The sequence below is a fragment of the Pseudanabaena minima str. Chao 2107 genome (assembly GCF_051131155.1).
Lineage (GTDB): Bacteria > Cyanobacteriota > Cyanobacteriia > Pseudanabaenales > Pseudanabaenaceae > Pseudanabaena > Pseudanabaena minima.
The window spans coordinates 2,110,662-2,137,636 of record NZ_CP159508.1 but is presented as its reverse complement, the minus strand read 5'-3'; the positions used below and the strand labels follow the sequence as shown (position 1 = coordinate 2,137,636).

The 26,975-nt window shown below is 41.8% G+C and carries 25 protein-coding genes and 1 pseudogene; 11 read left to right on the top strand and 15 right to left on the bottom strand.

Annotated elements, in window-relative coordinates; translation table 11 throughout:
* Positions 1–188: 188 nt before the first annotated feature.
* Genes ABM313_RS09540 through ABM313_RS09530 form a run of 3 tightly spaced genes read left to right on the top strand, consistent with a single transcriptional unit; the run spans position 189 to position 2,499 of the window.
* On the top strand, positions 189–830 hold the full coding sequence (locus ABM313_RS09540; protein WP_434687566.1) for a MotA/TolQ/ExbB proton channel family protein: 642 nt from the start codon (positions 189–191) through the stop codon (positions 828–830).
* Positions 823–1,251, top strand: a complete 429-nt coding sequence (locus ABM313_RS09535; protein ID WP_434687565.1) for an ExbD/TolR family protein — start codon at positions 823–825, stop codon at positions 1,249–1,251. Before ABM313_RS09540 ends, ABM313_RS09535 begins: the two co-directional genes overlap by 8 nt.
* Before the next feature lie 30 nt (positions 1,252–1,281).
* Positions 1,282–2,499: a TonB family protein gene (locus tag ABM313_RS09530; protein ID WP_434687564.1), complete on the top strand. Its 1,218-nt coding sequence runs from the start codon at positions 1,282–1,284 to the stop codon at positions 2,497–2,499.
* 190 nt (positions 2,500–2,689) lie between these two features.
* On the opposite strand, the gene ABM313_RS09525 is transcribed toward ABM313_RS09530, so the two are convergent.
* The gene (locus ABM313_RS09525; protein WP_434687563.1) at positions 2,690–2,857 is read right to left on the bottom strand and encodes a hypothetical protein; all 168 of its coding nucleotides are present in this window, start codon (positions 2,855–2,857) and stop codon (positions 2,690–2,692) included.
* Between the two features lie 850 nt (positions 2,858–3,707).
* Here ABM313_RS09525 and ABM313_RS09520 point away from each other — a divergent pair.
* Entirely contained in the window at positions 3,708–5,426 is a 1,719-nt protein-coding gene (locus ABM313_RS09520) for a response regulator (RefSeq protein WP_434687561.1), read from the top strand.
* A gap of 18 nt (positions 5,427–5,444) precedes the next feature.
* On the opposite strand, the gene ABM313_RS09515 is transcribed toward ABM313_RS09520, so the two are convergent.
* Positions 5,445–7,032 (bottom strand): IS5 family transposase gene (locus ABM313_RS09515; protein ID WP_434687559.1). Its coding sequence is split into 2 segments (ribosomal slippage): positions 5,445–6,069 and positions 6,068–7,032, totalling 1,590 coding nucleotides; the frame shifts between segments, so codons are not numbered across the junction.
* Positions 7,033–7,484: 452 nt separating this feature from the next.
* On the opposite strand from ABM313_RS09515, the gene crtR reads away from it, so the two are divergent.
* Positions 7,485–8,369, top strand: coding sequence for a beta-carotene hydroxylase (crtR, locus tag ABM313_RS09510; protein ID WP_434687557.1), 885 nt, complete (start codon positions 7,485–7,487; stop codon positions 8,367–8,369).
* A gap of 177 nt (positions 8,370–8,546) precedes the next feature.
* On the opposite strand, the gene ABM313_RS09505 is transcribed toward crtR, so the two are convergent.
* The 6 genes from ABM313_RS09505 to ABM313_RS09480 form a co-directional block, all read right to left on the bottom strand.
* Entirely contained in the window at positions 8,547–8,843 is a 297-nt protein-coding gene (locus tag ABM313_RS09505) for a DUF760 domain-containing protein (protein ID WP_434687555.1), read from the bottom strand.
* 133 nt (positions 8,844–8,976) lie between these two features.
* The gene (locus tag ABM313_RS09500; RefSeq protein WP_434687553.1) at positions 8,977–9,348 is read right to left on the bottom strand and encodes a single-stranded DNA-binding protein; all 372 of its coding nucleotides are present in this window, start codon (positions 9,346–9,348) and stop codon (positions 8,977–8,979) included.
* 90 nt (positions 9,349–9,438) lie between these two features.
* Positions 9,439–11,103 (bottom strand): DUF1565 domain-containing protein, encoded by a 1,665-nt coding sequence (locus ABM313_RS09495; protein WP_434687551.1) that lies wholly within the window; start codon positions 11,101–11,103, stop codon positions 9,439–9,441.
* A gap of 187 nt (positions 11,104–11,290) precedes the next feature.
* The gene (locus ABM313_RS09490) at positions 11,291–12,139 is read right to left on the bottom strand and encodes a carbohydrate ABC transporter permease (RefSeq protein ID WP_434687550.1); all 849 of its coding nucleotides are present in this window, start codon (positions 12,137–12,139) and stop codon (positions 11,291–11,293) included.
* 34 nt (positions 12,140–12,173) lie between these two features.
* Positions 12,174–13,025 carry a class D beta-lactamase gene (blaOXA, locus tag ABM313_RS09485; protein WP_434687549.1) on the bottom strand — a complete coding sequence of 284 codons (852 nt, stop codon included), beginning with the start codon at positions 13,023–13,025 and terminating at the stop codon, positions 12,174–12,176.
* A gap of 15 nt (positions 13,026–13,040) precedes the next feature.
* On the bottom strand, positions 13,041–13,955 hold the full coding sequence (locus ABM313_RS09480) for a carbohydrate ABC transporter permease (protein WP_434687548.1): 915 nt from the start codon (positions 13,953–13,955) through the stop codon (positions 13,041–13,043).
* A gap of 490 nt (positions 13,956–14,445) precedes the next feature.
* Between ABM313_RS09480 and ABM313_RS09475 the strand changes: the two genes are divergently transcribed.
* Positions 14,446–15,060: a GGDEF domain-containing protein gene (locus ABM313_RS09475; protein WP_434687545.1), complete on the top strand. Its 615-nt coding sequence runs from the start codon at positions 14,446–14,448 to the stop codon at positions 15,058–15,060.
* A 216-nt stretch (positions 15,061–15,276) separates the two neighbouring features.
* Positions 15,277–18,258: an aminomethyl-transferring glycine dehydrogenase gene (gcvP, locus tag ABM313_RS09470; protein WP_434687544.1), complete on the top strand. Its 2,982-nt coding sequence runs from the start codon at positions 15,277–15,279 to the stop codon at positions 18,256–18,258.
* A gap of 77 nt (positions 18,259–18,335) precedes the next feature.
* On the opposite strand, the gene ABM313_RS09465 is transcribed toward gcvP, so the two are convergent.
* From ABM313_RS09465 to ABM313_RS09435, 7 genes are all read right to left on the bottom strand, one after another.
* Complete coding sequence (locus ABM313_RS09465) at positions 18,336–18,701, bottom strand: CpeR family transcriptional regulator (protein ID WP_434687542.1); 366 nt, start codon at positions 18,699–18,701, stop codon at positions 18,336–18,338.
* A complete protein-coding gene (locus tag ABM313_RS09460) occupies positions 18,679–19,287 on the bottom strand; it encodes a chromophore lyase CpcT/CpeT (protein WP_434687541.1) in 609 nt (202 codons plus the stop codon). Before ABM313_RS09460 ends, ABM313_RS09465 begins: the two co-directional genes overlap by 23 nt.
* A gap of 214 nt (positions 19,288–19,501) precedes the next feature.
* On the bottom strand, positions 19,502–20,044 hold the full coding sequence (locus ABM313_RS09455; RefSeq protein ID WP_434687540.1) for a phycobiliprotein lyase: 543 nt from the start codon (positions 20,042–20,044) through the stop codon (positions 19,502–19,504).
* Between the two features lie 11 nt (positions 20,045–20,055).
* The gene (locus tag ABM313_RS09450) at positions 20,056–21,252 is read right to left on the bottom strand and encodes a phycobilisome linker polypeptide (RefSeq protein WP_434687538.1); all 1,197 of its coding nucleotides are present in this window, start codon (positions 21,250–21,252) and stop codon (positions 20,056–20,058) included.
* Positions 21,253–21,472: 220 nt separating this feature from the next.
* Positions 21,473–22,225 (bottom strand): phycobilisome rod-core linker polypeptide, encoded by a 753-nt coding sequence (locus ABM313_RS09445; protein ID WP_434687536.1) that lies wholly within the window; start codon positions 22,223–22,225, stop codon positions 21,473–21,475.
* A 117-nt stretch (positions 22,226–22,342) separates the two neighbouring features.
* Positions 22,343–23,203: a phycobilisome rod-core linker polypeptide gene (locus ABM313_RS09440; protein ID WP_434687534.1), complete on the bottom strand. Its 861-nt coding sequence runs from the start codon at positions 23,201–23,203 to the stop codon at positions 22,343–22,345.
* Positions 23,204–23,689: 486 nt separating this feature from the next.
* Entirely contained in the window at positions 23,690–24,178 is a 489-nt protein-coding gene (locus ABM313_RS09435) for a DUF2656 domain-containing protein (protein ID WP_434687532.1), read from the bottom strand.
* Between the two features lie 186 nt (positions 24,179–24,364).
* Here ABM313_RS09435 and ABM313_RS09430 point away from each other — a divergent pair.
* The 4 genes and pseudogenes from ABM313_RS09430 to ABM313_RS09415 form a co-directional block, all read left to right on the top strand.
* Positions 24,365–24,706, top strand: a pseudogene (locus tag ABM313_RS09430) (phospholipid scramblase-related protein); the annotation flags it as partial.
* Between the two features lie 13 nt (positions 24,707–24,719).
* Positions 24,720–24,956: a phospholipid scramblase-related protein gene (locus ABM313_RS09425; protein ID WP_434687530.1), complete on the top strand. Its 237-nt coding sequence runs from the start codon at positions 24,720–24,722 to the stop codon at positions 24,954–24,956.
* Between the two features lie 12 nt (positions 24,957–24,968).
* A complete protein-coding gene (locus ABM313_RS09420) occupies positions 24,969–25,721 on the top strand; it encodes a biotin--[acetyl-CoA-carboxylase] ligase (protein WP_434687528.1) in 753 nt (250 codons plus the stop codon).
* 9 nt (positions 25,722–25,730) lie between these two features.
* Positions 25,731–26,771, top strand: a complete 1,041-nt coding sequence (locus ABM313_RS09415; RefSeq protein ID WP_434687527.1) for a peptidoglycan DD-metalloendopeptidase family protein — start codon at positions 25,731–25,733, stop codon at positions 26,769–26,771.
* Positions 26,772–26,975 lie beyond the last annotated feature (204 nt).

The window sequence follows — 26,975 nt, the reverse complement described above, 5'->3', positions numbered from 1 at the left end:
TTCTCAATTACTCTTCGGTTAATTCTATGCTTGCTCCATTCTTAATCATATTTTCGCGAAGGCATTCAGGTAATTGATCCCGTGATAAATGGAGCCTTGCTTTAGTTGGTATGACTTTTCTAATGGAAACGGTAAAAATCTAAAAGAATTAATTTCCTTGGTTTTAAAAACTACAACTTTGCTAATATATGTCCAAGCTTCTTGATACTCTCGTTGCTGGTGGAATTACAATTATTCCACTAATGATTTGTTCGTTTCTGGTAGTTACTTTAGCAATCGAACGAACTGTTTTTTGGTCACGTATTAATAAACATCAAAAACGCATCGTTAGAACTGCGTTACAAATTTATCAAGAATCCCCTAGCCAAGCAGCAGAATTCCTTCAACAACATCTAAATTTAGCGATCGCTCGCATCTATTTAGAAGCGCTATCGATCCCTGATGCCACACCCACTGAATTTTCCCTAGCTCTAGAAGCTAGAACTCAGTCCGAGGAATCTCTTCTCAAACGTTTTAACAATGTGTTTGAAATTATTGTAGGACTAGCCCCTCTATTAGGATTGCTTGGCACGGTAACAGGATTAATTACTTCCTTTGGTTCTCTTACCCTTGGTGATGTTGGTGGTTCTAAATCCCTCAATGTAACAGGAGGCATTAGCGAAGCACTAATATCCACCGCAGTTGGATTGGTTGTGGCAGTCATGGCTTTGATTGCTGCAAGCATTTTTCGTTCGCTCTATACTCAGCAAATAACCTATATGGACGAGTCCTGCGCTCAATTAGAACTGCAACATCTGCGATCGCACCGACAGGTAAAAACTCATGTCTAGAAGAACGCGCCGCCGCCAAAATCATGACCTGACTGGTCAACCAATTGAGGTCAAAAATATTTTGCCTCTCATGGATGTAATTTTTGCATTGCTAACTTTTTTTGTGATGTCCTCATTATTCCTAAATCGCACCGAAGGACTTCCCGTTAGCCTCCCCAAAGCACAGTCAGGAACGCTCCAAAAAACTCCTGCTCGCGCCACAATTAGCATTAATGAAAAGGCGGAAGTATTTCTAAACAAGCAAAAAATTGGCATTACCGAAGTTAGCGATCGCGTCAAGCAGCTATTAGAACCTAACCAAGATCTTGTCGTTGTTCTCAATGCCGATCGCAGCGTCCAGCATGGCGATGTCGTGCAAATTATGGATCAACTGCGGCAAATTCCCCATGTCAAAATGGCGATCGCTACCAAAAACAATTAAATGATTACATACTAACTTGGAGATCAATCTATGCATGAACCTAAACTTGTTGACGCTCTAGTGAAAAAAGAAAACAAAGCTTTAACATCCATAATATTCATAGGCTTAGTTGGATCTTCCTGTGTTCATGCAGCAGTTCTAATTGCACCAGTCCCGACTCTATGGAAAACAACTAACAAAGAGCCAGACGACACCATCGAAATAGTGGTTGAAGCAAAACAATCCACTGAAGAAAAATTTCCCGAAATACCCAAAGAACCAGAACCAATTCTCCCTGTAAATGAAGAGATTCCCCAGATTGAAACTGCTCCTGTAGCGATCGCCATTGCGCCCGAAACGATCACACCCGTAAAAGAAGGTAAAGATGCTGCGGCTCCTGATGATTTAAATCCATTGACAACCCAAAACACTAGTGATGTTAAAGTGCCACAGGGAGGTGGTTCAATTATTGCCAATAATGGAATTGGTTCTGGTTTTGGTAACAACAAAATTCCGACAGGATTTATTCTGGGTGGTAAAAAGAATGGTAATCCCGATGGCAAGAAGAATGGTGTCGTTGGTGGAATTACCAATGGTAAACCAGATAGTAAAGGTACTCAAACTAGTGCTTCACCCCCCGCCCCACCTGTAGAAACTAGATCCGTAAAACTGGAATGTCTCAGTTGCCCTAAACCTCAATATCGTGGTAAGGAAGGTACTCCCAGAGTGACCTATGACATTACACCCGATGGTCGAGTTACTAATGTGCGACTGCGCCAGTCTAGCGGTGATGAGCAGACCGATCGCGAAACTATTGAAGCGATGGGCAAATGGCAATTTAATCCGCAAACTGTGCCTGAGGGGGGGCGAACTAATGTGAAAGTGCGCGTTACCTTTGAAGAAGAAGGTTCTCAATTTCAACGCCAAAACGAGGAACGTCGTCGTCAGGAGGCTGATCAGCTAGCTGCTCAAGAGGCTGAACAAAGAAAATTAGCAGAAGATCGTCGTCAAAGGGAAGCAGAAATCTCTAAACCGACGGCTGTGACTATTCCTCTTAATTCCCAACCTGTGCGATCTCCAGAGCCGCCGATGAATGTACCTGAGCCAAATACAACTCCAGTTCAGCCAATTGTCAATTCACCAGCACCAGCTATTACCGAGTCAGTCTTACAGCCAGTTACAGAACCAGTAGTGGATAATCTTCCTGTGCTTCCACCTCCTCCGATTGAGTCCCCAATTACCCCAGAAAAAACTCCATCATCCTCATAGTAGTTTTTCTATGGGTAAGGATAGGCGGCGCGAAGCGCCGCCTATCCTTACCTTTTTAGGACTACCTAGGATTAGATAGTTTTTGGGTAAGAGGAATTGATAATGTTAGGTTTTGAGTCATTACGATTTCGCCATTGAGTAAACTATTGTTATTACCCGCACCTAACCACTGAGATGCCACAGGTGGGACTTATCCCTGCAAATAAAAATTGGTAAACTCCCTTAATGCAGTCATAAATTTTTGGCGGTTTTCTGGCTTCGATAGCAGGAGTTGTTCATCATCGCTAACTACAGAGACATCATAGGCATCCATACACATCTCTGGAGATGTGTATGGATCAAACCCAATTGCAGACATAAGTAGCTCAACTTAATTAAAACCCAAAACCAGAGTTTGTTCCGCCCGCTACGCGGGCGGAACAAACTTCTCGGTTTTTAGTTTACTTATGTCTAGCTACTTACATAAACCAACACCATAAATATTTGGATGTTTTTTAGCTCGTAACAGTGTTTGAGCAGTTCGCCAAAATTGCCAAAACCCATTCTCTCGGAACATCCTGTTGTGTAAATCCAATTTCTTCTATGAGGTTTTCCCTGTAGTGAATATAGTCGTCTGATTGCCACAATGGCATAGCCTAGTAGCTACGTTCTTTTTGAACTTGATTGCGATAGAAGACATGATCAAGAGCGATTTGCTATTCCCAATAATCCCAAAGAGAGCCTGTTAAAATGCCGTCTATTTAACATAATGAATTGGTACAACAAGTTAACATGTTATTAATAACGTAGTAAAATAACATGTAAGAATATGTAATTGTATGAGTAACTATTTTTTATACTCGCAATATTGCGATAACACCATTGCTATAAATAGAGATTTTAAGAAACTATTTATCTTTGCTATATGTATCAGTTAGGAGATATATTATAGTTCAAATCCAAGATTTATTATGTGAAAACCCTATAAAGTTTATAAATTATTTCTATAATTTCTAAAATATCTGTCAGGCAATGACAATGACTCATAAATTCTATCTACTATTAAGTCAAACGGAAGTATTGTCTAGCAGTCTTAAATGATTTGATGGAAGTCACTGACACTGAGGTCGCAAGACAATCAAATCACCACGATCCTATAAGTGATTTGAGATAGCTACATTGAATAAGAATTTTAGTTGGTTTTTGGCAAATCTGGGCAGCTTTAAATTATGAAAAATAAAGTAAAATCGATTTTAGTAGTTGATGACGAAATTGAAGTCCAAAGACTTTTTAAACAGAGATTTAGAAAAAGAATTCAAGCTGAAGAACTAGATTTTATATTTGCTTCAAATGGGATAGAAGCAATCGAAATCTTGAAAGGCTCGCATTGTATATCCATGGTTCTAACTGATATTAGGATGCCAGAAATGGATGGTTTATCCTTAATCTCCAAATTGGCAGAACTTGATCAGAACTTAAAAGCAGTAGTAGTTTCAGCCTATGGGGATATGCAAAATATCCGAATGGCGATGAATTGCGGTGCTTTTGACTTTGTAACTAAACCAATTGATTTTGAAGACTTAGAAATTACGATTAATAAAACCCTTGCTTTTGTAACTAGTTTACATGAACAACAACAAAAATTGGAAGAAGCGATCAAACAGGTACGATTGCTAGAGCTAAAAGAAATAGCTCTTGCTCACGCTAAAGAGATGGCTGAAGCATCAAATGCTGCAAAGAGTGCTTTTTTAGCCAATATGAGCCATGAAATCCGTACCCCGATGAATGGTGTAATTGGAATGGCAGATTTACTAGCAACTACTAAATTGACAGAAGATCAAAGAGATTATGTACAAGTTATCCGTGATAGCGGTAATGCACTGTTAACGATCATTAATGACATTCTTGATTTTTCTAAAATTGAATCAGGAATGCTAAAAATAGAAAGCCAACCTTTATTTTTGGAAGATATTATTAAATCGGTCTGCGAACTTTTAAGCAAACAAGCGAAAGATAGAAGTCTCAACATTCAATATTCGATAAATCCTGAGATTGCCAAAGAGCTTTCAGGTGATGCTTCGCGGATTCGTCAAGTTTTAATTAATCTGTTAGGTAATGCCATTAAATTTACCCTCCAAGGTCATGTGGAGATCTCCGTTACATCTCGTTTATCTTCTAGCTATAGCGGCGACAATTGCGATAAATCATGCGAATTAATTTTCACAGTTGCAGATACAGGTATTGGTATTGAATACGAGCAACTAAACTTATTGTTTCAACCCTTTACTCAAGCTGATTCTTCCATTAGTCGCAAATATGGTGGAACAGGACTAGGGCTAGCAATCAGCAAAAGTTTAGTGGAGTTAATGGGGGGGACTATTTGGGTGGAGACCAATGGGCGAATCGGTGGCAATCCTCCTGATGATTGGATATTTAATTCTGAGTCTATATACATGCGAGGCTCCAAGTTCTACTTTACGATCATGATGGAAAATGTGCCTACAAAAAGTAGCCAAACAGAGATCAATCAAGTCATTCAACCAACTTTATCTCCTCTAGTCCAACCAAATCTTCCATCAGCTAATTTCCAAGTCCTTATTGCTGAGGATAATCTTGTTAATCAAAGGATACTTGCATTATTTCTAGAAAGTCTGGGTTATAGTCCGAAGCTTGCAAACAATGGCTTAGAAGTGCTAGAAGCTCTCGACCAAGAAAACTATGACGTAATTTTTATGGATATACAAATGCCTAAGGTCGATGGAATCACAGCTACTAAAAAGATTCGTCAAGATTTTAAACAGCAGCCTTGGATTGTGGCTTTGACAGCTAATGCTTTGCCAGAAGATCGCCAATTATGCCTAGATGCTGGGATGAACGACTTTATTACTAAGCCAATTCAGATTGAAGATATTGTGAATATTTTTACGAGATATAGCAACTCTAAATAGGGCTTGCTGAAAAAGAGACTAAGGGAAAAGTAGTGGGCAAAGAGGAAGGGGATAATACTTTGAGTGTCTACAAGGAAATTGCCAAGAAAAAGAATTAAAGTTAAAAAGGGGTTTCCAAGAAGGAAGAACAAAGAGTTGCCAGCAAAAGATAAACCAAGACAAACCGAAAAAAGCAAGCTGCTTGAGCAGCGCTTCCAAATTCATCACCAAGAAAGTGATAGCGATCGCCGTTTCCGATGTATTTGCCAACTTGGACATGACGCGATTTAGACTGAACCGTCGTTTAGCCAGTCCAAACTTACCTTCAATTTGATTGCGAACCTTAGCATCTTCGAGAGTCTGCTTGCGAATAGCCGCCAACTCATCGGGTACAGGTCTGCCCAAAGGCGGAGCCGTAATCCGAATACCGAGATTTCGACAATAGGCGCGATTGCTGCGAGTGCGGTAAATCTGGTCAACGTAAACCGCTTCAGGATAATGTCCAAAGCGAGATTTAAACAATGCTACTTGTTGCTGCAAATCCCCCGATTCATTGAAGTTATCCCAACTGAGATGGTCGAGAAAGGCATGACCATCGACACAACTAACTGAGAGTTTAGCGCCAAACTCCACAGGTGTTCCTGCCTTACCTCTGACAATCGGACACATGAGGTTGCGTAATACTGACGATGCGGTCATCTATGCGATGACCACCTTGCTCGTACATCCATTGTTGTTGCCGATATACTTCACTGACGACTAGCAAGTTCCGATAGAGACTCCTCTTCAATTCCGATAGCTTTGCCCCTGCGGCAATTAGAGTGTCAATATGGGCAAGATTGCGACGCACATATCCCAACTGTTGGCGCAATGCTTTGCGAATCCTTTTACGATTGGGTTGGCGTTGTTTGGCAATTTGGAGATACGCTGTCCTTGCTTCACGGCGATAGGTGCGTGGTTTCTTCGCTAATTGTTCTTTCACTTGTTGGTAAAGAGCATCAATCACTATTTCCGTTTGTTCTCTTGCTTCGTTCAACAGTTTGATGTCAGTGGGATAACGGATGTCGGATGGCGCGACTGTTGCATCTAGCAGCAATTTTCCTTGGTTTGCTGGTTCTGGTTCTTTCTGTTCCTTTTCTATATTCTGCTCTTCTAACTTCTCTTCTATCTCTTCTCTTTCTTCTTTCTTGTACTGCTTTGCTTCCTTCTCTTTTTGTCCCGACTCTTTAGGAGGCTTCACAATCCGTTCGTTGATTCTGCCCACGATCTCTAGATTCAATCGCTTGCGGAAATGTACCATCATGCTTGCTTCAAATGGGGCGTTGTCGCTGTACTCTGATAAGCCTAGGAAGTATTGTAAATATGGATTCTCACGAATTTGTTCTACTGTCTCTTCGTCACTTGTTCCTAGCTTCTCTTTGATGATCAGCGCCCCAAGTGCTATCCGAAATGGTTTTGCTGGTGCTCCTTGTCCTTCGCTAAATTGTTCTGCATATTCATTCTCAAATTCTTCCCACGGCACTAGTTCTGCTAATCTTACCCATCGATTTTCTCCTGATAGTTTGCCGCCAAATGGTAAGTAGAAGTTCTCGAATGATAGCTGTCCTGTGGGGGATTGTCGGTACATGCAATTTTATTGGTGCAAGGGTTTTTCTAGCTTTTCTTGCTTTTTCTTGCATTTTATCTGTTTTCGTTCTCCTTAGAAACCTTTGCTTGTATGCTTTTCTTGCTTTTTCAGTAAGCCCTAAATAGTTTATATAGTTTGTCAGTAAGTTGCGGGAACTAAATGTAGGATGGGCAGCTTAGCGATCGCGTAGCCTATTGTTGAGTGATTTATTATGTAACACCCAAAGAAGTTTTAAAAAAGCTTGTAAAATAAGCTTTTTTAAAACTTCTTTGTACTCCAAAAACTGATTGCCTCAAAATCACAGTTGCAATCTCGCTCTATTATCGGTAGCATAGGGAATAATAAAAAATGTAATAAAACGCAACAATCAAATGTTTTTGGTTTTTGCAACAGGCAAGCCCCAAATGCATATTTGGATATAAAGATAGGAAATTTGAGTAAGGAGTGACACAATGCAGCAGCAGGGCAAAGCCCTAACTGTTCCAATCGGTCTGATGGGTGCAGCACAGGGATTTAATCCGACGATACTACTGCTACTGGGTTCGATTGTTTTAGCAACTGCATCGACAACAGGGTATTGGGTGTGGGGCTGGGCGCACTGGCTCGTATTTGTTTGTAATTTTTCGGCGCTTTATGTACTGGGAACAGTAATTCATGATGCTTGCCATAACGTTGCTCACCCAAATCGCATTGTTAATGCTGCGATCGGGCATATTGCTGCAATATTGCAAGGGTTTGTATTCCCAGTATTTACAAGGGTGCATATGCAGCACCATGCCCATGTGAATGATGAGGAAGATGATCCTGATCACTATGTTTCTACGGGTGGACCATTGTGGTTAATTGCTGCACGCTTTTTCTATCACGAAGTTTTCTTTTTCCAACGTCGTTTATGGAGGAATTACGAGCTTTTAGAATGGGCGATTAGCCGTTTAATTGTAGTTGCAACCATATTTGTTGGTTATCAATATGGTTTTCTTGGCTATATGATGAACTTTTGGTTTGTGCCAGCAGCTGTTATGGGACTTTTGTTAGGCTTGTTTTTTGACTATTTGCCTCATCGTCCTTTTGTTGAGCGATCGCGCTGGAAAAATGCCAGAGTTTATCCAGGTAGATTTTTAAATATCTTGCTATTAGGTCAAAACTATCACTTAGTTCACCATCTGTGGCCTAATGTGCCTTGGTACTATTACGAGAAAGCATATTATCAAATGAAGCCTTTGCTGGATGCTAATGGCTCACCGCAGACCTTGGGAATCTTCAAAATGCCCGATCTAGCTGGTTTTCTATACGATGTGTTCTTGGGTATTCGTTTTCACAGTCATAAGCACAAATAAAAAAGGGAGCGCTTAGCGCTCCCTTTTTTATTTATATGAGGACATAAAACCCAGAAAGAGAATGGCGGCGCGAAGCGCCGCCATTCTCTTTCTGGGTTTTGCTTTTGTCCTAACTCAATCGACGGCAGCTATAAAAAGCTATGTCGGTGCAAAGCACTGGCTTTAACTTTATGAGGGCTATAGTGTATCCAAGGAACGGTCTAGCTGCATTCTCGTTTCCATTTGACGGATAAAGTAACCAGTCATCATTGCCGAGCCAATCAATCCTGCTAAGTTTTCACGATCAGTGGTGATACTGACATTAAAGTGTTGTGGAGGCAAAATACCTAACAAGTTTTGAATATTTTGGGTAATGATCTGCTGCGCTTCGGGACTAACAGATTGAGCGACAGTTGCTAGAGTTTCAGGTGATTGATTTTTGAGATAATCAAGCAAAAGGTTGTTGGAGGAGTTTAGCTCGCCAAGATTAAACATAATCGGTTCCTTACATCTTTAACGAAAATATCTAAATATATTCTTACTGATGCGATCGCTGATTTTTGGGTAGGAAAACCGTATTCAACCGAATAAAAAATACTAAAAGCCTTGCTAAGCAAGGCTTTTGGATTTAGAAGTCATCGTCATAGCTACCGCTACTATTGCTTGCTGCTTCATTATCCTTGCGAGAGCCAAGTAGTTCTAGGCGATCCACACGAATTACGGGCTTTTGACGCTCATCACCTGTGGTGCGATCATTCCAGCGATCAAACTTTAGTGATCCTGATACACCGATTAAGCTGCCCTTTCTGACAAAGTTTTTAGCAACTTCGGCAGTTTTGTCCCAAATTTCTAAGTCAAACCAATCGGGTGGCTCATCGCGGTTGCTAGTATTACGGTTAACTGCGATCGTGAAGTTGCAAACCACTTTGCCAGACTCAAAATATTTAACTTCAGGGTCGCGTCCTGCACGTCCAACTAGGTGAACTTTGTTTAAGGTCATAGGACAATTATCAAAAAAGATTTAGATATCTGCATTTTATAGCAAAACCCTAAAATAGAGGCGACACGAAGTGTCGCCTCTATTTTAGATCTATGGATTAATTGACTCAATCCTTGCTGATAGACCTTGTTGGGCGAGGCGAGACACCTGCACTTCAGCGATACGGCGATCGCTATAGGCTCCAATCTGCACTACTAAGTAGCCATTAAGTCTAGAAGCAAAGGAATTTGGCACAATTTGACGTACTTGGGCAACAGCGTTAGGTGAAGAAACAGGCACAACTACTCGATACCGAGGTGGGGTTTGGGGCTTGAAACTGGTATTAGCCAGTGGCGCAATTTGAATTGGTTGATTGACGGGTTCGCCGCTAGGAGGACTAGATCGAACGGGGGGCAAACTAGTACTAATCTCAGGATTAGCAGGTATGGGAGAGTTAAAACTCTTAGGTGTAATTCTAATGATTACAGAGGTAACAGGCTCGTACCAGAAAGGATTATTTGCTTGATTGCCTTGATTGATGCTCGAAGATGTCGATCTAACCAATGCTGGCGGATTATCAAGAGGAGGCGCAAGATTCATGGGCTGACTGGTAGCAATCTGTTGTTCAAGTTGTTGGTTGATATTGGCAAAGCGATCGCTCTTGGGTGTGGCGGGTAAGGTTTTGCTCACAACCGCAGCATTTGCCTTTGCTACATTTGTCGAAGGACTGCTAGCAAGACTAGCAAATAGATTGGCTGGCGGACGTATACCTGACAATTGCAAGTTTCCCTTCACTCTTTTACTGTCCAACTGATTGCCAATCACAGCAACCGCATTACGGCTGACATTTTGTAGATCGAATGTGCCATTTCCCTGAAAAGTGTTGTTACCATCATCGTTAGGTTTGCCCAGATCTGGCTTGGCAGTATCAGAAATTGTTACGCCATAAGCACGATTATTGATGATCGCATTGCCGCGCAAAATGGGTCTGGCATTGGATTGGATTAGGAGTCCATTTTGATTTTGAGTAAAAGTATTTTCCGTGATTTGGGGAGCCGCATCTTGGCGAATACTCATCCCAAAAGTGGTTTGCTGAAATAGATTACCGCGAATATCTGGACTAGCTTCACCCTCGATCGCTAAACCACTGGTTCCATTGCGAAAGAATTGATTTGCTGAAATAATCGCCGTTGATTTACCCGTAATTAAGCCGCCATCTTGCTGATTATCGATCAAAGTATTATTGGCGATCGCAGGACTAGCATTCTCAATCCACAGTCCATAACCTCTAGGATTAGGATTCGTCACAGTCACGCCTCTCAATTCTGCTCCATCGCTAAGTGCGATCGCCACATTTTGAGGAAACCCCGATCCTGTGCGTAATGTTCCCCCACCCAGAATGATGATGCCTTTGCCCTTAGTGGCTTCGTTACCCCTTAATGTCACATTAGGACGTAGACGTATTGGGAACTGCTCACCCGTAGCACTACTATAGGTTCCATAGGCTAGTTGAATAATCTGTCCAGCTTCAGCGCGACTTATCGCATAGGTAATTGTTTTAAACGGTGCAGTATTGCTTCCTTGCTCTGGGCGATCGCTACCTGTTTGGGGATTTACATAGATGATATTTTGCGTGATCGCTGGTGAGCTAGGCGATGCCTGTGATTGAGCGGCAACAGGGGAGGTGATCGCTAAGGTTGGTGACAAGATTGCGATCGGAAGCAAATAAATCAGGTTTTGAAAAATAAAGCCTTGAAATGTCTTACAGATGCTCATTTTTATGTGCGGATTGCTTCCCTTAAATTTGCTGAAGTTTCTGAACAGGATAGTGGGCAGGCTGACTGAAAATATTAAATCTATATTAAATTTAAAACTCAAGTCTTAAGAATCATAAACTACCCTAAGTTCAAAACTATGGCAAGAGCAACAAGTCAAAGGATAAAGACGACGCAGCGCGTCGTCTTTATCCTTTGACTCCAATACTAGCCTCGGTAGGAATGATGTAGCGTTGCAGAAATACAAACACGATAAATACGGGTAGCATCGAAATCGCAGAACCTGCGGCAATTAAGCGCCAATCCTCAGAGAAGGCACTTGCCAGACTAGCAATCCCCCTCGGTAATGTATAAAGCTCAGCCTTATCGACGATCACCAACGGCCATAAAAAATCGCCCCACATTGCTACAAAGGTAAATACAGCAAGGGTTGTTAGCGCAGGACGCGCCGCAGGTAACATCACATGCCACCAAATTCCCATACTAGAGCAACCATCCATTCGCGCCGCTTCTTCCATTTCTTTGGGAACGCTTTGGAAGGCTTGACGTAGTAGAAATATACCAAAGGCAGAAATTACATAGGGAAAAATCAAGCCAGCATAGGTATTTTTGAGATTGAGCTGCACGGCAAGAATATATAGGGGAATCATCGTAATTTGGAATGGAATCATTGTTGTGCCAACGATCGCCCAAAATATCGAATCTCGTCCTTTAAAATTTAGTCTGGCAAGGGGAAAAGCGGCGAGGGAGCAGAATAGTAAATTTAAAACGACGGTGACGCTAGCAACCAAAAAACTATTCCAAAGATAAAGATCGAAACGGGAATTTTTCCAGACCTTGAGGAAATTCTCAAAGGTGGGCTGGGCAGGTAAGAGTTGTGGTGTAGCCTGAAAAATATTTTCGCTTGGTGATTTAAAAGCGGTGCTTACTAGCCAGAGCAAAGGAAATACCGTTAAAGTGGCGATCGCAATTAAAAGAATAAATTGAGGAATATTATTAAGGATATTTGATGATGATTTTAGTTTTTTACTTTTCATGATTTAGATGAAATGATGTTGATAGATTTGTTGATTAATCAATGAGTTGTAAATCCTTAAAAGTGTCAAATAAAATCTTCTTGCGAGTAGGAATCATCGGGAATTTTGGATCTTGATTAATCATATTTAGAGCATAAAAATAAACATTGTTATCTCTTTCTAAATAACCAACATACCAACCAATGTTTTTTATGCCATCAACATCTCTACCCCAACCAGTCTTACCTCTGAGCGTGTAATTATCTTGGCGCTCAATCACCATAACGTCTTTAACAGTTTGCATTGTCGCAGGCGAGAATGGTAAATCTTCTTTATACAGCCTCACTAAAAATTTAATTTGCTCCTCTGGTGAGATTCTCAGCCTGCCATTTAACCAAAAAGAATCAATCTTGTCACTGATATCTTGATTGCCATAGTCAGCAGCCTGAATAAACTTGCTCATTTTTTCATTGCCAGCCCTTCTAGCTAACTCTTGATAAAACCAAACTACCGATCGCGTAAAGGCTGTCTGCATAGTTTGATCTTGATTCCATGCGGTAAATTCATTGTTAACTGCGCCATTCCAAGGAATTATGGTGTTTTCATCAGAGATCGCTTTAGTTTCGAGGGCAACTAAGGAATTAAAGATCTTAAATGTCGATGCAGGAATAAATCGTTTTTGGCAATGTTGAGAGTTATAGCGAATATAGCGATCGCGCTTTAAGTCATACAAAATAAAACATCCCTCAGAGTTGGCTGCTAGGAGATTTTGAGCTAGATTCCGCGAGAACTGCGATTGGAACATGAGATGAGATTTAGGAGCAGTGTTTGGAGATAGGGTTTCTGCGTGAATAGGTTGTGCGATCGCCAAAGTGATACCAACTAAAACCAGAAAAATTTTAACCATAAATAACTTCATTAACTAATTCCCTTCACCAATAGTTTTAGCTGGATTAATAAATTTAAAAGTCAGAATTGAAATAATAAAAATGATTAAGAATAGAAACACTCCAATCGCTGACGCATAACCCATTTCTAAACTCGTAAAGCCTTTATCATATAAGTAATAAACCACAGTTTTTGTACTATTAGCAGGACCTCCTTGAGACATGATATAAACTTCTTCAAAGACTTTCATTGCTCCAATTGAAGAAATAACAGCGACGAGAATAATATATGGCTTCATTAATGGAATCGTAATATCTAAATGTTTTTGCCAACCATCGGAACCATCGATTGCCGCCGCCTCATATAAATCTACGGGAATAGCCTGTAAACCTGCTAAATAGATGACCATATAGTAACCAACGCCACGCCAAATCACCACGGCAATAATCGCAAAAATAGCGGTTTTAGGGTTAGTTAACCAAGGGATTTTGATATCTTGAAATGAAATCGTTGACAGAAAATAATTTAAGATGCCATTTTGGGCATAAACCCATTTCCAAGCGATACCAGCGACTACTACAGAAACAATCACTGGGAAATAATAAATAGCTCGAAAGAATTTAATACTGCGTAGTTTTTGATTGACTAATATTGCTAAAGCTAACGGTAAAACTATAAGGCTAGGAACTGCAAATATTAAATAGACTAAGGTATTACTTAAAGTCTTCCAGAAAGTTTGATCTTTCCAAAGATTGAGATAGTTTTTCCAACCAATAAATTCAGGACTGCCAACAAAATCATAATTAGTAAAACTTAAATATATGGCTTGGAATACGGGTAAGAACGATGTCAAAAAGAGAAAGGCGATCGCTGGTAATAAGAATAAATATGGAGTCCAAGAAAATTTCTTACCAAAATTTTGCTTTTTGAGCTTGGTATTGGGCTTCATAGAAAATCACAAAAGTTAAGAGCTATAACTAACTAAATAATGCTCTTTATCCTACCAAACTACTTGTCTGATAAGCTTAACAAATTTCATAAAGAGCATGTTACACAAATCTAATTAACTGAGCATACTTTTAGTCCAGTCAGTAGTACTAGAAATCTGAACCATACAATGACTTACAATTGATCTTAATGGAATTCAGGGTTCAGTTAAATATCTTAGGTTTTTACATTTAACTTAATGCTGAAAAGAGTCATCGTTTAAAGCATTGATACAATATAAAAAATTTATGGATAGTTATCAAATGCATCTAAAGCCCCTTGAGCGGGCAATCTTAATACTCTGTCGCCAAATTGGTGCAAAAGGTGTCATTGCCATAATTACGACTGCCTCAATCATGCTGTCTGTTCTGGCGACTCTTGCCTTGGTCGTGCCGCAGTTTTCTCTGGAATATTCGGACGATCTCATATTAGCGGTCTCACTAATAATCGCCGTGACTATACCTTTAATCGTCGCTCCCATCACAGTGGGACTGTTTATAAGCTTACTGGTTCGGCTAGACAATGCCTATTTGACTTTACTCAAGCTATCTATCACCGATCCTCTGACTGGTGCAGCCAACCGACGCGGATTCTTTGCTGAGGCCGCCTCCCGCTTCAACAACCTGCATCATACTGATTCTGTTTTCGTGGGCATGGTTGATTTAGACTCCTTCAAGATTCTCAATGATAGCTTTGGGCATCAGTTCGGGGATGAAGTTCTCTGTACAGTCGTACGTCGCTTGCAATCAGTTCTTGGTGAGGATATTGTGGGTCGGCTGGGAGGTGACGAGTTTGCGTTCTTAATTACTGGTTCTCATGACAGAACCAAACAAGTTATACAGGAGATCCATACCCACTGCGGCAGTTTCACATTGAACATTAAAGACAACGGGGAACCGATTTTAGTCTCAAGCAGCATCGGCATGGTTCCGTGGCATCGTGAAGAATCTCTCGATCAGGCTTTGGCTCGTGCTGACAGATCTCTGTATATATTGAAGAAACTTGCCAGAGCGCCAAACAGTCGCAATTCAATAAACCTTCAAGACCAATCTTATAAAGACAGTTAGTTCCAAACGCGATCAGAGTCGAGGGCGAATAAAACGCATATTCTTATTACATTAAGTGCGTTAATGTGACATCGCAAGCGGTACAGCCGAACCAAGCGTTAGGACGCATTCAAAAAAGTTAAATCCACTTGCTGTAGATTTACAAAACTCAGTCATGCTTAACACTTTGTAATGAATTTGTAATAGCATAGGGGATGACTCTACACAATAACCTCTATGTTGGAACCTTCTCTAGCTGTGACAACCCAAGACTCGACCATTGCAGAAACCACCAAAACACCATCATTGAAGGTTCCAGATTTTGCGCTAGCTCAAACGGCTCAAGACTACCTCAGATCTGCCTTTAGCAATGCAGAATTTGCGCCAACCGATAGTTTTGTTCGTCGTCACATTGGCGCGAGTTCTTCGGAAATTCAGCAAATGCTCATGGCGATCGGTTGTGACTCTCTCGATGAAATGATTGATAAGACCGTGCCTGCGGCGATCAGAATTAAGCAGCCATTGCAACTAGGGGAAGCACGCGGGGAATATGAACTGTTACAAGAATTGAAGGCGATCGCCTCGAAAAACCAAGTCTGGCGATCATATATCGGCACGGGCTATTACAACTGCATCACGCCACCAATTATTCAGCGCAATATTTTGGAAAATCCAGGATGGTATACGCAATATACGCCTTACCAAGCCGAGATTGCTCAAGGTCGTTTGGAAGCTCTGCTCAATTTCCAAACCATGATTATCGACTTGACGGGCTTAGAAATTGCCAATGCTTCGCTCTTAGATGAGGGAACGGCGGCGGCGGAAGCGATGACTATGGCGGCGGGAATTGCCAAAAATAAGGGGAATAAGTTCTTTGTATCCAGTGACTGTCATCCACAGACGATCGCTGTCGTCAAAACCCGTGCGATTCCCTTAGGAATTGAGGTAGTAATTGCCAAGCATGATCAAGTCGTATTTGACAAGAATTACTTTGGTGCTTTATTGCAATATCCTGCTAGTGATGGTGCGATCTATGACTACACAGAAGTTATTTCACAAATCCATGCTCAGGGTGGTTTAGCGATTGTCGCCGCAGACTTATTAGCACTCACGTTAATTAAAGCTCCTGCCGAATTGGGTGCAGATATTGCGATCGGTAGCGCCCAGAGATTTGGTGTTCCCTTTGGTTATGGCGGTCCTCACGCTGCTTATATGGCAACTAAGGAAGCCTACAAGCGACAAATGCCAGGACGCTTAGTGGGAGTTTCCAAGGATGTGCATGGTCGTCCTGCGTTGCGTCTAGCCTTGCAAACCCGCGAGCAACATATCCGTCGTGACAAGGCAACTAGCAATATTTGTACGGCGCAAGTATTGCTGGCAATTATGGCGAGTATGTATGCGGTTTATCATGGTGCAGAGGGATTAAAACGGATTGCTCAGCGAGTTAATCTTTTAACTGCAAGTCTTGCCCAAGCGATCGCCGATCTTGGTCATACAGTCACGCATCAAGCTTTCTTCGATACGATTCGCATTGATCTAAAGGGAATCTCTAGCGACGAGATTAAAACTAGAGCCGCCGCTAAACAAATTAATTTACGGTATTTAGCTGATAATGCGATCGCCATCAGCCTAGATGAAACCGTCTCTAAACAAGATTTAACCGACCTCATCGAAATTTTTGCTAACGAAAAAACAACCAATCTCCAATTCCCAATTCCCAATTCCCAATTCCCAATCCCCAATTCCCTAATTCGTAATTCTCCCTATCTCACCCATACCACATTCAATTCCTATCATTCCGAATCAGAATTATTACGCTATATCTATCGCTTGCAGTCGAAGGATTTATCGCTGACTACATCGATGATTCCCCTTGGTTCCTGTACGATGAAGCTCAATGCTACTTCTGAGATGCTGCCTGTGACATGGGCTGAATTTGGCAATATTCATCCCTTTGCACCATTGGAGCAAACCCAAGGCTATCAGATTCTGTTTCAACAATTGGAAACTTGGCTTGCGGAAATCACAGGCTTTGCGGGTGTGTCACTTCAACCGAATGCAGGATCTCAAGGTGAATATGCAGGTTTACTCACCATTCGCGCCTACCATCAACATCGAGGTCAAACCAATCGCCATATTTGCTTAATCCCCACCTCGGCACATGGTACTAATCCTGCAAGCGCAGTCATGGCAGGGATGAAGGTGGTAACCGTAAATTGCGATCAAGAAGGAAATATTGATGTTGCTGACCTCAAGGCAAAGGCGGAGAAATACCAGCATGAACTCGCTGCGCTGATGGTGACCTATCCTTCTACTCACGGCGTATTTGAAGAATCAATTAAGGATATTTGCGACACTATTCACTATTACGGCGGACAGGTGTATATGGATGGCGCAAACATGAATGCCCAAGTCGGTCTCTGTCGTCCAGGGGATATCGGTGCGGATGTCTGCCACTTGAATCTGCATAAGACTTTCTGCATTCCTCATGGTGGTGGCGGACCGGGAATGGGACCAATTTGTGTCGCTTCTCAGTTAGTTCCATTTTTACCTGAGCATCCTTTGGCAGAAGTTGCAGAACCAAATGCGATCTCGGCAGCGCCTTGGGGTAGTGCGAGTATTCTCACAATTTCATGGGTATATATTGCTTTGATGGGAGCGAAAGGCTTGAAACTGGCTACCGAAGTAGCGATTCTCAACGCCAACTATATGGCTCAACGGCTTGCGCCCCACTATCCGATTCTCTATACAGGCAAAAATGGCTTAGTTGCCCATGAATGTATTATTGACCTCCATGATTGTAAGAATATTGCAGGAATTGAGGTGGATGATATTGCTAAGCGTTTGATGGACTATGGTTTCCATGCACCGACGGTTTCTTGGCCAGTGGCAGGAACGATGATGATTGAGCCAACGGAAAGTGAATCCAAAGCGGAACTTGATCGCTTCTGTGATGCGATGATCGCCATTAAGCAAGAGGTAAATGCGATCGCCTCTGGTGATCTCGACAGGCTAGACAATCCGCTCAAAAATGCCCCCCATACTGCTGAAACCTTACTTGCCGATGACTGGTCTCATGCTTATAGTCGCCACCAAGCCGCTTACCCCGCACCTTGGCTTAAGGAACATAAGTTCTGGGCAAGTGTAGGGCGCATTGATAACGCCTTTGGCGATCGCAATTTCGTTTGCTCTTGCTTACCAATTGAAGCTTACGAATAGTTCTATCAAGAGAGAAAATGGCTACGCCATTTTCTCTCTTAAAGAGTTCAGTCATTGCGATAACTCTCTTTGAAATTTTAAGGTTGGGCATCAAATCTAGTACGGAAATTTCCATACTTAATCCAATATTGCTTTAGTTGATGGTGAGGTGTGTGTAAGCTAGCTTTCGATCTATATAGCAGCACTTGACGATGATCACCCATCCAAATTTTACCAACGGGATCGACAGAAATAACGGTTCCGCCAAGAGCCACAACGCATTCAGAGAAACGTTCTACGGCACTGTAGTCAACACTTTCAAATACAAAGAAGTTTCCTGAACAAATTAGATGGCGACTACGAATCCAGCATTGCATCTTTTTTTGAGCTTCTGGTGGCAGCATTTTGGCTTCATTTGACTCTAAATTGATCGCAGGAAGTTTATAAGACAGTTGGGACTTCATGGGCAAAGCTCTCCTGTTTTTCAAATTTTAGTGGACCAGTTGTAGAACCCCAGACCTGTTGATGGGTATGAACATCCATCCCTTTATCGAGACTCACCCAAGTCGTTTCGGTGATTTCGACATAGCTATCGAGATAGGTTTTACAGCCATTTTTCTCGATAAAGCAGCTATTCCCTTCTACCTCTCCAAAGAAGCGATCGCCTTCTCTTCTAAATACCATTGAGCAGTTATGGCGACGCTCAATCACATCAGGCGAAATCGTATTGAGAATGTCCAAGTTACGCCCTGAGCCAGCATAAAACATGGCATTTTTGAGACTGAAGTTCTCAATATAAATATGATTGTCGCGATTGACTAAGCGATGAACTCCTTGACGGTAAGGAGTCCATAGATCGTAATCGTAGACCTGTTCTGAATAGAGTCCGATCCCTGAGAAGAAATCAAAAGGCAAAGGACGAAAGAAAACATGGATATGGGCAAAATCTTTAGGGCTAGCCGATGCTTGTTTATAGTTGCTAAAATCTCCTGCCATCCAACGAGCAAGGGTGAGCAAATCAGTTGATGTCACTTCAGCTTTATCCATCATTTTCGGAGATATTGGTTAATCTTTAGATTTCAGGATGAGAATTGATAATGCAAAACATCACTTACAGCGCTGTGTGCCTAAGTGAAATCCAAACTTTTATTGATCAGTAATGCAAAGCAAGACTTCTTCTAAAAAGTTGGTGGTTTATTGGATTGCAAATTGCTGTAAATCTTAGCCTCCAGATTTAAGGAAGCAATGTTGACAATGTCTAACACTACTTATCCGCATCTTGAGACTTTTGGCGAATCTCTGAAGAGAAAGAAGCCGTGACTAAGCCCGTACCTGCACTGGTTTTGATTAGCGATACTCGACAGCGCACATTAGGATTAACAAACCAGATTTTTTCTTCGGCTGCTACGCGATCATAAGCAGTGATGAGCACAAACGTACCATCATCAGTAAAGTGGTATTCCCCAATTGCCGCAACTTCTTCTGCATAGCCACGTTCACGGAGTAGTTTTCCTCTCCTAGGCTGTACAGGGTCTGGGACTGGGATTAAGACGCAATTACCTTTAATTGCTTCGCTATCTTCCCAGTCAGATTGACCTTCCCAACTCATCCGAAATGGTGATGCCACCGTTTGCGGATCGATATTGTAGGTTTTGCAGAGTTCGACCACTTCTGAGGCTTCAGTGGAAACTGAAGTAATATCAATCTCCGACTGAACAGCCTCAAAATGACCGAATGCTAAATGATGAGCACTACGTTGTGAGCGCCAATGCCCGATCGATTTCTCTACAAATTCCTGAATATCCATTAACTTTTTAACTAATTTTTGGGTTTCCGTGGCGATCGCGGTACTTGAAGATCACTTTTGGGCTTGTTAAAACCATTACCTGATTTACTAGAGGTTTTGGTCTTTTTCGATTTAGATAATGGTGTAACCACTTCAGATGATTCAATTACAGGCTCTACTGTTGTGACTGGTAGACTTGCTTCAACATTATTCTTAACAGTTTCTTTTAGACCATTAAGAATGATGTCAGAAATTTGCTCAGAAGAGGTTTCGGGAAGATGGTTGGTATCTTGCTCAGGACTAAATTTTGCAGCAGTCTCTACAACTGTTTCTGAAATTGGCTCTACAGTGATTTCTGGAACAATCTCTACAACTGGTTCTGGCGCAGCAACTATCTCAGTGATCGCTGGTTCTTGTCCTTGAGGGCTAGAATCTTTCTTGCTAATACTATTACTAGTTTTAGTCTTAGTAGAAGTGCGCGATTTTTGGGCTTTGACAGTTGGTTCAGCGACAGGCTCTTGATTGGTTGAGATGGATTCGGAAATAATTTCCATAACAGGCTCTGGCTCAGTAACTACCTCAGCGATCGCTACTGGCTCTTTCCTTGGAGTACTAGGCTCCTTTTTACTAAAACCATGTCCAGTCTTAGTAGAAGCCCTTGTCTTTTTAGGTTTAGCTGTTGTTTCAGAGAGAACCTTTTCAGGTTTAGAAGTAGATACTGCTGCTTCTGAAGTGTTTTCAGAACTGATTTCAGGAGCGTCGTCAAGAATAACTGAAGGAATATTTTCTAAAATTGGTTCTGATACATGTTCAAGCTTAATTTCAGGTACAGACTCGGAAACTATCTCAGAGGTATCTTCAGTAACACTTTGTGCAGTGCTTTCCACAGTAAGCTCTGAATGAGTTTCTAAAGGAGTCGTAACAGCTTGTTCGATCGCGATCGCAGGAGTTGCTTCGACAGTAGCCTTGTTGTCTTCGACTAATGCAATCACAGGTTCAACTGTGGTCAAATTAGGCTGAAGTCCTTGAATAGATATATTTGTAATCTTGCCACCAAAGCGCTGGATTGACTGCAACCTTTTAGAAAGGGAGCTATAGGGAACTGTTACTGTACATCTAGCACTTTGCATCTTGTTGGCTTGATTACCGCCTGTAAACTCAATGGTGATACGGTGGCTGGGATCAACGCTCAAGTTTGGGTTAGCGGAATTAATATCTATACTTTTCATGTCAAACTCATCCTAGCGATCGCAGTTGCGCGACCACATATCAAAACATTTTTAAATGATCCGTATAAGTATTCCGTAAAAACGTCTCTAAAAATCAGTTTTTTTATGTCCCAAATGTTACAAAAGACTGCTTAGTAATCTTTTGTAATATTTGTGTCAAGTACTTACCTATCTCTACTGGTAAAAGAATGCTATAGCTATTCTTCTAATTGCTTAAAAATTAAGCAATTTCTGTAATGCTAACGATTTTGCCAGAGGTGCGGTTAATCCGTTGGATTTGAGCAGTCATGTTGCTCTTTGTGACGATGTACTCAGTGGAGCTGACGCGACGGCGAGTGTCAAACTTGGAACCAGATACCAAGATCTTGAAGCGTTTTTCAGTGCCAGAACCAATTACGGTGGCGGTAGAAGGCTTAATTGCTTTGCTGCTGTTGGTGGCAACTTCATAAACTAACTGTGAAGATTGCACAGCGCTATCAGACTGGGCTGCACCACGATCAAGCGCGAAAATACGGTTGTAGCCAACCTGATAGGCGTTGTTAGCACTGTCTTTACCACGATTATAAGGTACAGTATTTTCGCCAAAGGCAGCTTGATATTCATCGCTATCAATGTAGGAATCAATCTCAGCATCGTAGCCTTCAGCAACAGTCCGCACAATATGCTCGGATACTTCACGTTGATCTTGTGGAGCGCGACCTAGTAGGTGCAAGAAATTGAGTTCAACGAAGCGGTAAGGAGCGCAAGAGGTGAAATAGCGATCGCGATAGAAATCAGACTTAGCAACAATCCTTACGAATTCGCGTACTGAGATAGAACGATCGCACAATTTTGATTCAGCAGACAACAGACGCTCACTTTCCATAACGTGAGGATTGCCCAAAACTTGCTTGTAAATGCCACGGATAACTGTTTCCAACTCTTCGGAACTACTATTAGGACACAGTTCTAGAGCAGCTAATAAAGTTGCCATATAAAATTCTCTCCAAATATTATTAAGAATTGATGAAAGTATTTAATTAACGTTGTAATAAAAAAAATCTAGTTAAATTCGCTAGATGCTACTAAGCAACCTCTAGCGAATAAAAAATTAAACAGCAGTAATACTAGCGATTACGCCGCCTTGTTGATGAATGCGTTGGTATTCTTGGGAAAGTTGCTCGAAAGGCACCAAATAAACTTTGTTGCTCCGACGGAACTTGGAAATACTGTTGACAGATTTGGCACGGTAGCCAGTAACTTCGATACGGTAAACCTTGCTGCTCGGAGTGCCAAAGGAACCACGACGGGTAAGTGGTGCATCAGCAGGAGTACGGAAGGTTCCACTATCACCCGTTGAAGGAATGACAGCCGTGGGAGTGGAGTTGATGATTAGTGAATTTAGTTTGGGGCTATTGCCTGCCAAATCACCTTTCAAGCTGCTGCTAGAGGCTCCACGAACCAATTCAAAGGTGTGGGTAAACTGTACCAAGTTGGTAATAGCCTCGGTTTTATAGCCACGGATATAAGGAACAATGTTTTCACCAAAGGTATTTTGGTATTCATCACTGTCGATATAGGAGTCGATATCAGCCTCAAATCCTTTAGTGTCAAGGATATCGCTATGGCTACGTACTTCCGCATAATCGATTGGTGCGCGACCAAGCAAATGACGGAAGTTGAGTTCAGTTGTGCGATAACGTGCAGCGTTAGTAAAGAAACGGGAACGGTAGAGGTCAGATTTGGCAACTGCTCTTACAAATTCACGGACGCTTAATTCGCCACGCTTGAATTGGGATTCAGGAACGCTGAGTCTTTCGCTCTCCATTACATAGGCGTTACCTAGTACTTGACGATAAACTGCATTGATAATAGCTTCTAGCCCTTCTGAAGAAAGACCATTAACTGATTCAATGGGAGGAGTTTCATCAAACAGGCTGACACCCAAGCGTGAAGCTGGTCCAAAAGGCATTAGACAATATCTCCTGATTTAACGAAAGAGTATGTATTAAAAGTATTTCAATAGAAATTAGACAGATTTTAGATATAAAGCTCAGCATTGCTTGACCTTACGTCTGAAATCTGAATAAAAATCTGAATAAAGCGCAGTTTATACGCTTCGCTATAATCGATTCTCTTACAAGTAAGTAAACTTAAATATCAAGATTTGTGAATTTTGCTTATATTTGCACAATATTTACACAATCAATCACAATCAATATTTACGTAATCAATATTTTTATAGCTGTTGCCAAGTGTACGAAGACATAAAACCCAAGAATTGATTGGCGGCGAGCCGCCAATCAATTCTTGGGTTTTAATGTTTTAGCCATTTGCGGCGTGCTTTGCTCGCCGCAAATGGCGGCAAATGGTAATAACTAAAGTTAATTGATCAAACCCACAAGAGTGATGGCGGCAGTGCTTCTGGGATGCCATCACTCTTGTGTTTAATTTGGGACTACTTACTTGACTCTGATACCCAAAACTCAACCTTAAAAACTGATTCCGCAGGTTTTGAGGCGATCGCTGTATCCCACGAAATACTTTGTAAAAAGGCTGTACCCACCTTTGTCTCCACTACATCCACACCCCAATCTCCTGTTTGCAAAGCATCGGGATTATCACTGGTTGGTGGGGTAGTTTTGACACCCCCTAAAACTAAAATTTCAAGGGGTGAATTATGGTCTAATCCCTGACTAATACGTTTGGATGCTAAGGACTGAGCGCAAAACTCACCAATTTGCTGCGGTGAAAACTGATCTTGATCAAACAAAATTTCCACTGTCCAATGGGGATGATTGACTAAGCGTGTTTGACAAGATGGGCGATCGCTTAACCCTAAATGAAATACTTCAGCAAATTCCTCTCGACTGAGGGGCGGTGCGGTGTCTGGTGAAATGTCAAAATTGTGAGAGAGCAGCATTCGCTCTTTAAATGAATTACTCAAGATCATCCCTCAATATTTTTAGAACCTCTAAAAAACATAGCAAACCATGCAGTTCAAACCCCAAAATTGTTGTGAAGGGTTTTGTCTATCACAACAATTTTGAGGTTGCAAATTAGGATGCTGTATTCTGAAGGGCAGCTTTTGAATACAAATATGAGTATTTTCTTATAAACCCTCGCTCAAGCCAATGCAATTTATGTCAAACAAAAATTTGAAATAGCGGAAATATTTGGTTTTGAAACTCGCAACCGTTATCAAATTCAAACAGATGATGGTCAGCAGTTTGGTTACTGTGCTGAACCAAAGCTAGGTTTTTCAGATGCGATTATGCGTCAGTTTTTAGGACATTGGCAGGTTTTTAATATCGTGGAAACTGATCTGCATAATCAACAGGTTTTTCGCGCTTATCATCCTTTTCGCTGGTTCTTTCAGCATCTGGTTGTTTTTGGCGCAGGCGATCGCCCTGTGGGAAGTTTGCAACAGAGATTTGCGTGGTTTAACAAAAAGTTTGATTTTCTCGATACTTAGGGGGCGAGTGATCATGACGATGAATTCGCCGATTTGGAAAATTTGGACATTCCCGATTAAAAAAGGGGAAAGGGAAGTATCTGTAATTGAAAAGAAATGGACGGGGCTATCTAAAGAGCTATTTACCGATGCTGATAACTTTAGGGTGCGATTTATTGATGCAAAATTAACTGCTGATGAAAAGTTGTTGTTACTTGCGGGTGTAGTGTTTACCGATCTTTTATACTTTGAAACTAAAGCTTCTTCATAGTTAAAAATTACTTTGAATTTTCAGATCATCCGTTACGAAGAAATTGAGTCCACTAATAGCGAAGCTTGGCGCTTAATCGATCGCCTAAATTCTGTCGAAGCTCAAAATGGCAATCCCCCCTCTGAGGTTGATTGCCATACCGTGATCATTGCCAAACGTCAGACTAAGGGTAGGGGGCAACGTGGTCATAGTTGGCAGTCTGATTTGGGCGGATTATTTATGTCGGTGATTTTGCAGCCCAATGTTGCCGCCGCAAATGCTCACCAAATTACGCTCTGGTCAGCTTGGGGGATCGCCAAAGCTCTCAATGCTACAGGGGCAAATGTCAAGCTCAAATGGCTCAATGATCTCTTAATCGATCGCCGCAAATTAGGAGGTATTCTCACCGAGACAAGGATTGAAGGTGAGAAAATTCTTTATGCGGTGGTGGGGATCGGCATTAATTGGACAAATGATGTACCTGAAGGCGCGATCGCCTTGGGCGAATTGCCAACTACTTTGTCAAGCATGGATGAACTGATCGAGGTGGTGCTACAAGGGCTTGAATTAGGTCAAACACGTAGCGATCAAGAAGGAATTATGGGCATTTTGGCGGAATATTTGGAGATGCTTAGCGATAAAAATGTGCGTCAAACGATTAATGGACGGGAACTTCAGGGGCAAATAATCGACATTAGACCAACAGGCGAACTGGTAGTAAGATGGGAGGGCAATTCCCAAGACGCAATCTATCAGCCTCAAACTTTTTCTGTCGGCTATCAGTAGAATTAAAATATGCGAAAATCAACAATCTCAAGCATCACACTGGCTACATTGCTCTGCCTCTCCACAAATAACTACTTTCTAGTTGGCTCAGCATATGCCGCGTCCAAGTCGGCTGTATCACCTGATATTGCAGTTTCTCAACCTTCTGTGCCAGCCCCTCAAGCACAACCTCAACCTGAGATTGCTCCTGCACCGACCACCATTGAGATTCAAAGTGAGCGTAGTAATGCGGCTCCAGCTAATCAGCCTGTAATAACTAATGTGGGGAATCGCGAGTCTGTCCAAGTGAACATTGAGTCTGCTACTCCATCACCAAAAGCAGCAGCAAAGCGATCGCAACCCATCGGACAACCCGTCGAAATTGTCTTGGAAAATCGATCCACTGGTTGTAAATTCAAGGCTAGTAGCCTTTTAGAGCGCAATGCTGATCTTTGTAATCCTGAAGCGATCGTCTCTAAAAATAATGCTCAAAAATATTATCAAAATGGCAATGTTCTTTATGCTGCGGCTTCGGGTGACACATCCGTACAAGTGCGCCGCCTAACGGAAAAAGAAATTGCCGCGATGAGCTTACCTAGCAATGGTGACAAGCAAATGCTGTTCCCCTTGATCGCTCCCTCGGTAATTAGTTCGATATTTGGGACTCGTGTACATCCTGTTACGGGTCAAGTTCGCTTTCATCAAGGTACAGACTTAGCCGCCCCTGAAGGTACACCTGTAGTTGCCGCCTTTAGTGGTCGAGTGGAAATTGCAGGTTGGCTCGGAGGCTATGGCTTAATCGTGGTCATTTCCCACGGTGATACCCATGAGACGCGGTATGCTCACTTGTCTGAGGTTTTAGTCAAGCCAGGGCAAGAGATCAAGCAGGGCAATGTGATCGGTTTAGTTGGCAGTACAGGGCTAGCAACTGGTCCTCACCTGCATTTTGAGATTTGGCAAAAGATGCAAGAGGGATTGGTAGCGATCGATCCTACGCCGCAGTTAATGCTTGCTATGGAACAGCTACAAAAGTATCTCGCCCAATCACCTAAATCAACTAATAAAGCTTAAAAAGAAGATTTTATGGCGCGGCTTTGCCGCGCCATAAAATCTTCTTTTAAGGATTAAAAACAAAATGGCATAGCCATTTTGTTTTTTTGTATTAGGTGAAAATGGAAATAGGCGATCGCCTATTTTTGCTCTCTATAGCTACTGTCGATTGTGTTAGGACAAAATCAAAACCCAAGAAGAGAATGGGGACGCGATGCGCCGCCA

Excerpts from the sequence above, each read along its gene's own strand:
- ABM313_RS09540 (WP_434687566.1), top strand. The coding sequence starts at position 189 with ATGTCCAAGCTTCTTGATACTCTCGTTGCTGGTGGAATTACAATTATT.
- ABM313_RS09535 (WP_434687565.1), top strand. The coding sequence starts at position 823 with ATGTCTAGAAGAACGCGCCGCCGCCAAAATCATGACCTGACTGGTCAA.
- ABM313_RS09530 (WP_434687564.1), top strand. The coding sequence starts at position 1,282 with ATGCATGAACCTAAACTTGTTGACGCTCTAGTGAAAAAAGAAAACAAA.
- ABM313_RS09525 (WP_434687563.1), bottom strand. The coding sequence starts at position 2,857 with ATGTCTGCAATTGGGTTTGATCCATACACATCTCCAGAGATGTGTATG.
- ABM313_RS09520 (WP_434687561.1), top strand. The coding sequence starts at position 3,708 with ATGAAAAATAAAGTAAAATCGATTTTAGTAGTTGATGACGAAATTGAA.
- crtR (WP_434687557.1), top strand. The coding sequence starts at position 7,485 with ATGCAGCAGCAGGGCAAAGCCCTAACTGTTCCAATCGGTCTGATGGGT.
- ABM313_RS09505 (WP_434687555.1), bottom strand. The coding sequence starts at position 8,843 with ATGTTTAATCTTGGCGAGCTAAACTCCTCCAACAACCTTTTGCTTGAT.
- ABM313_RS09500 (WP_434687553.1), bottom strand. The coding sequence starts at position 9,348 with ATGACCTTAAACAAAGTTCACCTAGTTGGACGTGCAGGACGCGACCCT.
- ABM313_RS09495 (WP_434687551.1), bottom strand. The coding sequence starts at position 11,103 with ATGAGCATCTGTAAGACATTTCAAGGCTTTATTTTTCAAAACCTGATT.
- ABM313_RS09490 (WP_434687550.1), bottom strand. The coding sequence starts at position 12,139 with ATGAAAAGTAAAAAACTAAAATCATCATCAAATATCCTTAATAATATT.
- blaOXA (WP_434687549.1), bottom strand. The coding sequence starts at position 13,025 with ATGGTTAAAATTTTTCTGGTTTTAGTTGGTATCACTTTGGCGATCGCA.
- ABM313_RS09480 (WP_434687548.1), bottom strand. The coding sequence starts at position 13,955 with ATGAAGCCCAATACCAAGCTCAAAAAGCAAAATTTTGGTAAGAAATTT.
- gcvP (WP_434687544.1), top strand. The coding sequence starts at position 15,277 with ATGTTGGAACCTTCTCTAGCTGTGACAACCCAAGACTCGACCATTGCA.
- ABM313_RS09465 (WP_434687542.1), bottom strand. The coding sequence starts at position 18,701 with ATGAAGTCCCAACTGTCTTATAAACTTCCTGCGATCAATTTAGAGTCA.
- ABM313_RS09460 (WP_434687541.1), bottom strand. The coding sequence starts at position 19,287 with ATGATGGATAAAGCTGAAGTGACATCAACTGATTTGCTCACCCTTGCT.
- ABM313_RS09455 (WP_434687540.1), bottom strand. The coding sequence starts at position 20,044 with ATGGATATTCAGGAATTTGTAGAGAAATCGATCGGGCATTGGCGCTCA.
- ABM313_RS09450 (WP_434687538.1), bottom strand. The coding sequence starts at position 21,252 with ATGAAAAGTATAGATATTAATTCCGCTAACCCAAACTTGAGCGTTGAT.
- ABM313_RS09445 (WP_434687536.1), bottom strand. The coding sequence starts at position 22,225 with ATGGCAACTTTATTAGCTGCTCTAGAACTGTGTCCTAATAGTAGTTCC.
- ABM313_RS09440 (WP_434687534.1), bottom strand. The coding sequence starts at position 23,203 with ATGCCTTTTGGACCAGCTTCACGCTTGGGTGTCAGCCTGTTTGATGAA.
- ABM313_RS09425 (WP_434687530.1), top strand. The coding sequence starts at position 24,720 with ATGACGATGAATTCGCCGATTTGGAAAATTTGGACATTCCCGATTAAA.
- ABM313_RS09415 (WP_434687527.1), top strand. The coding sequence starts at position 25,731 with ATGCGAAAATCAACAATCTCAAGCATCACACTGGCTACATTGCTCTGC.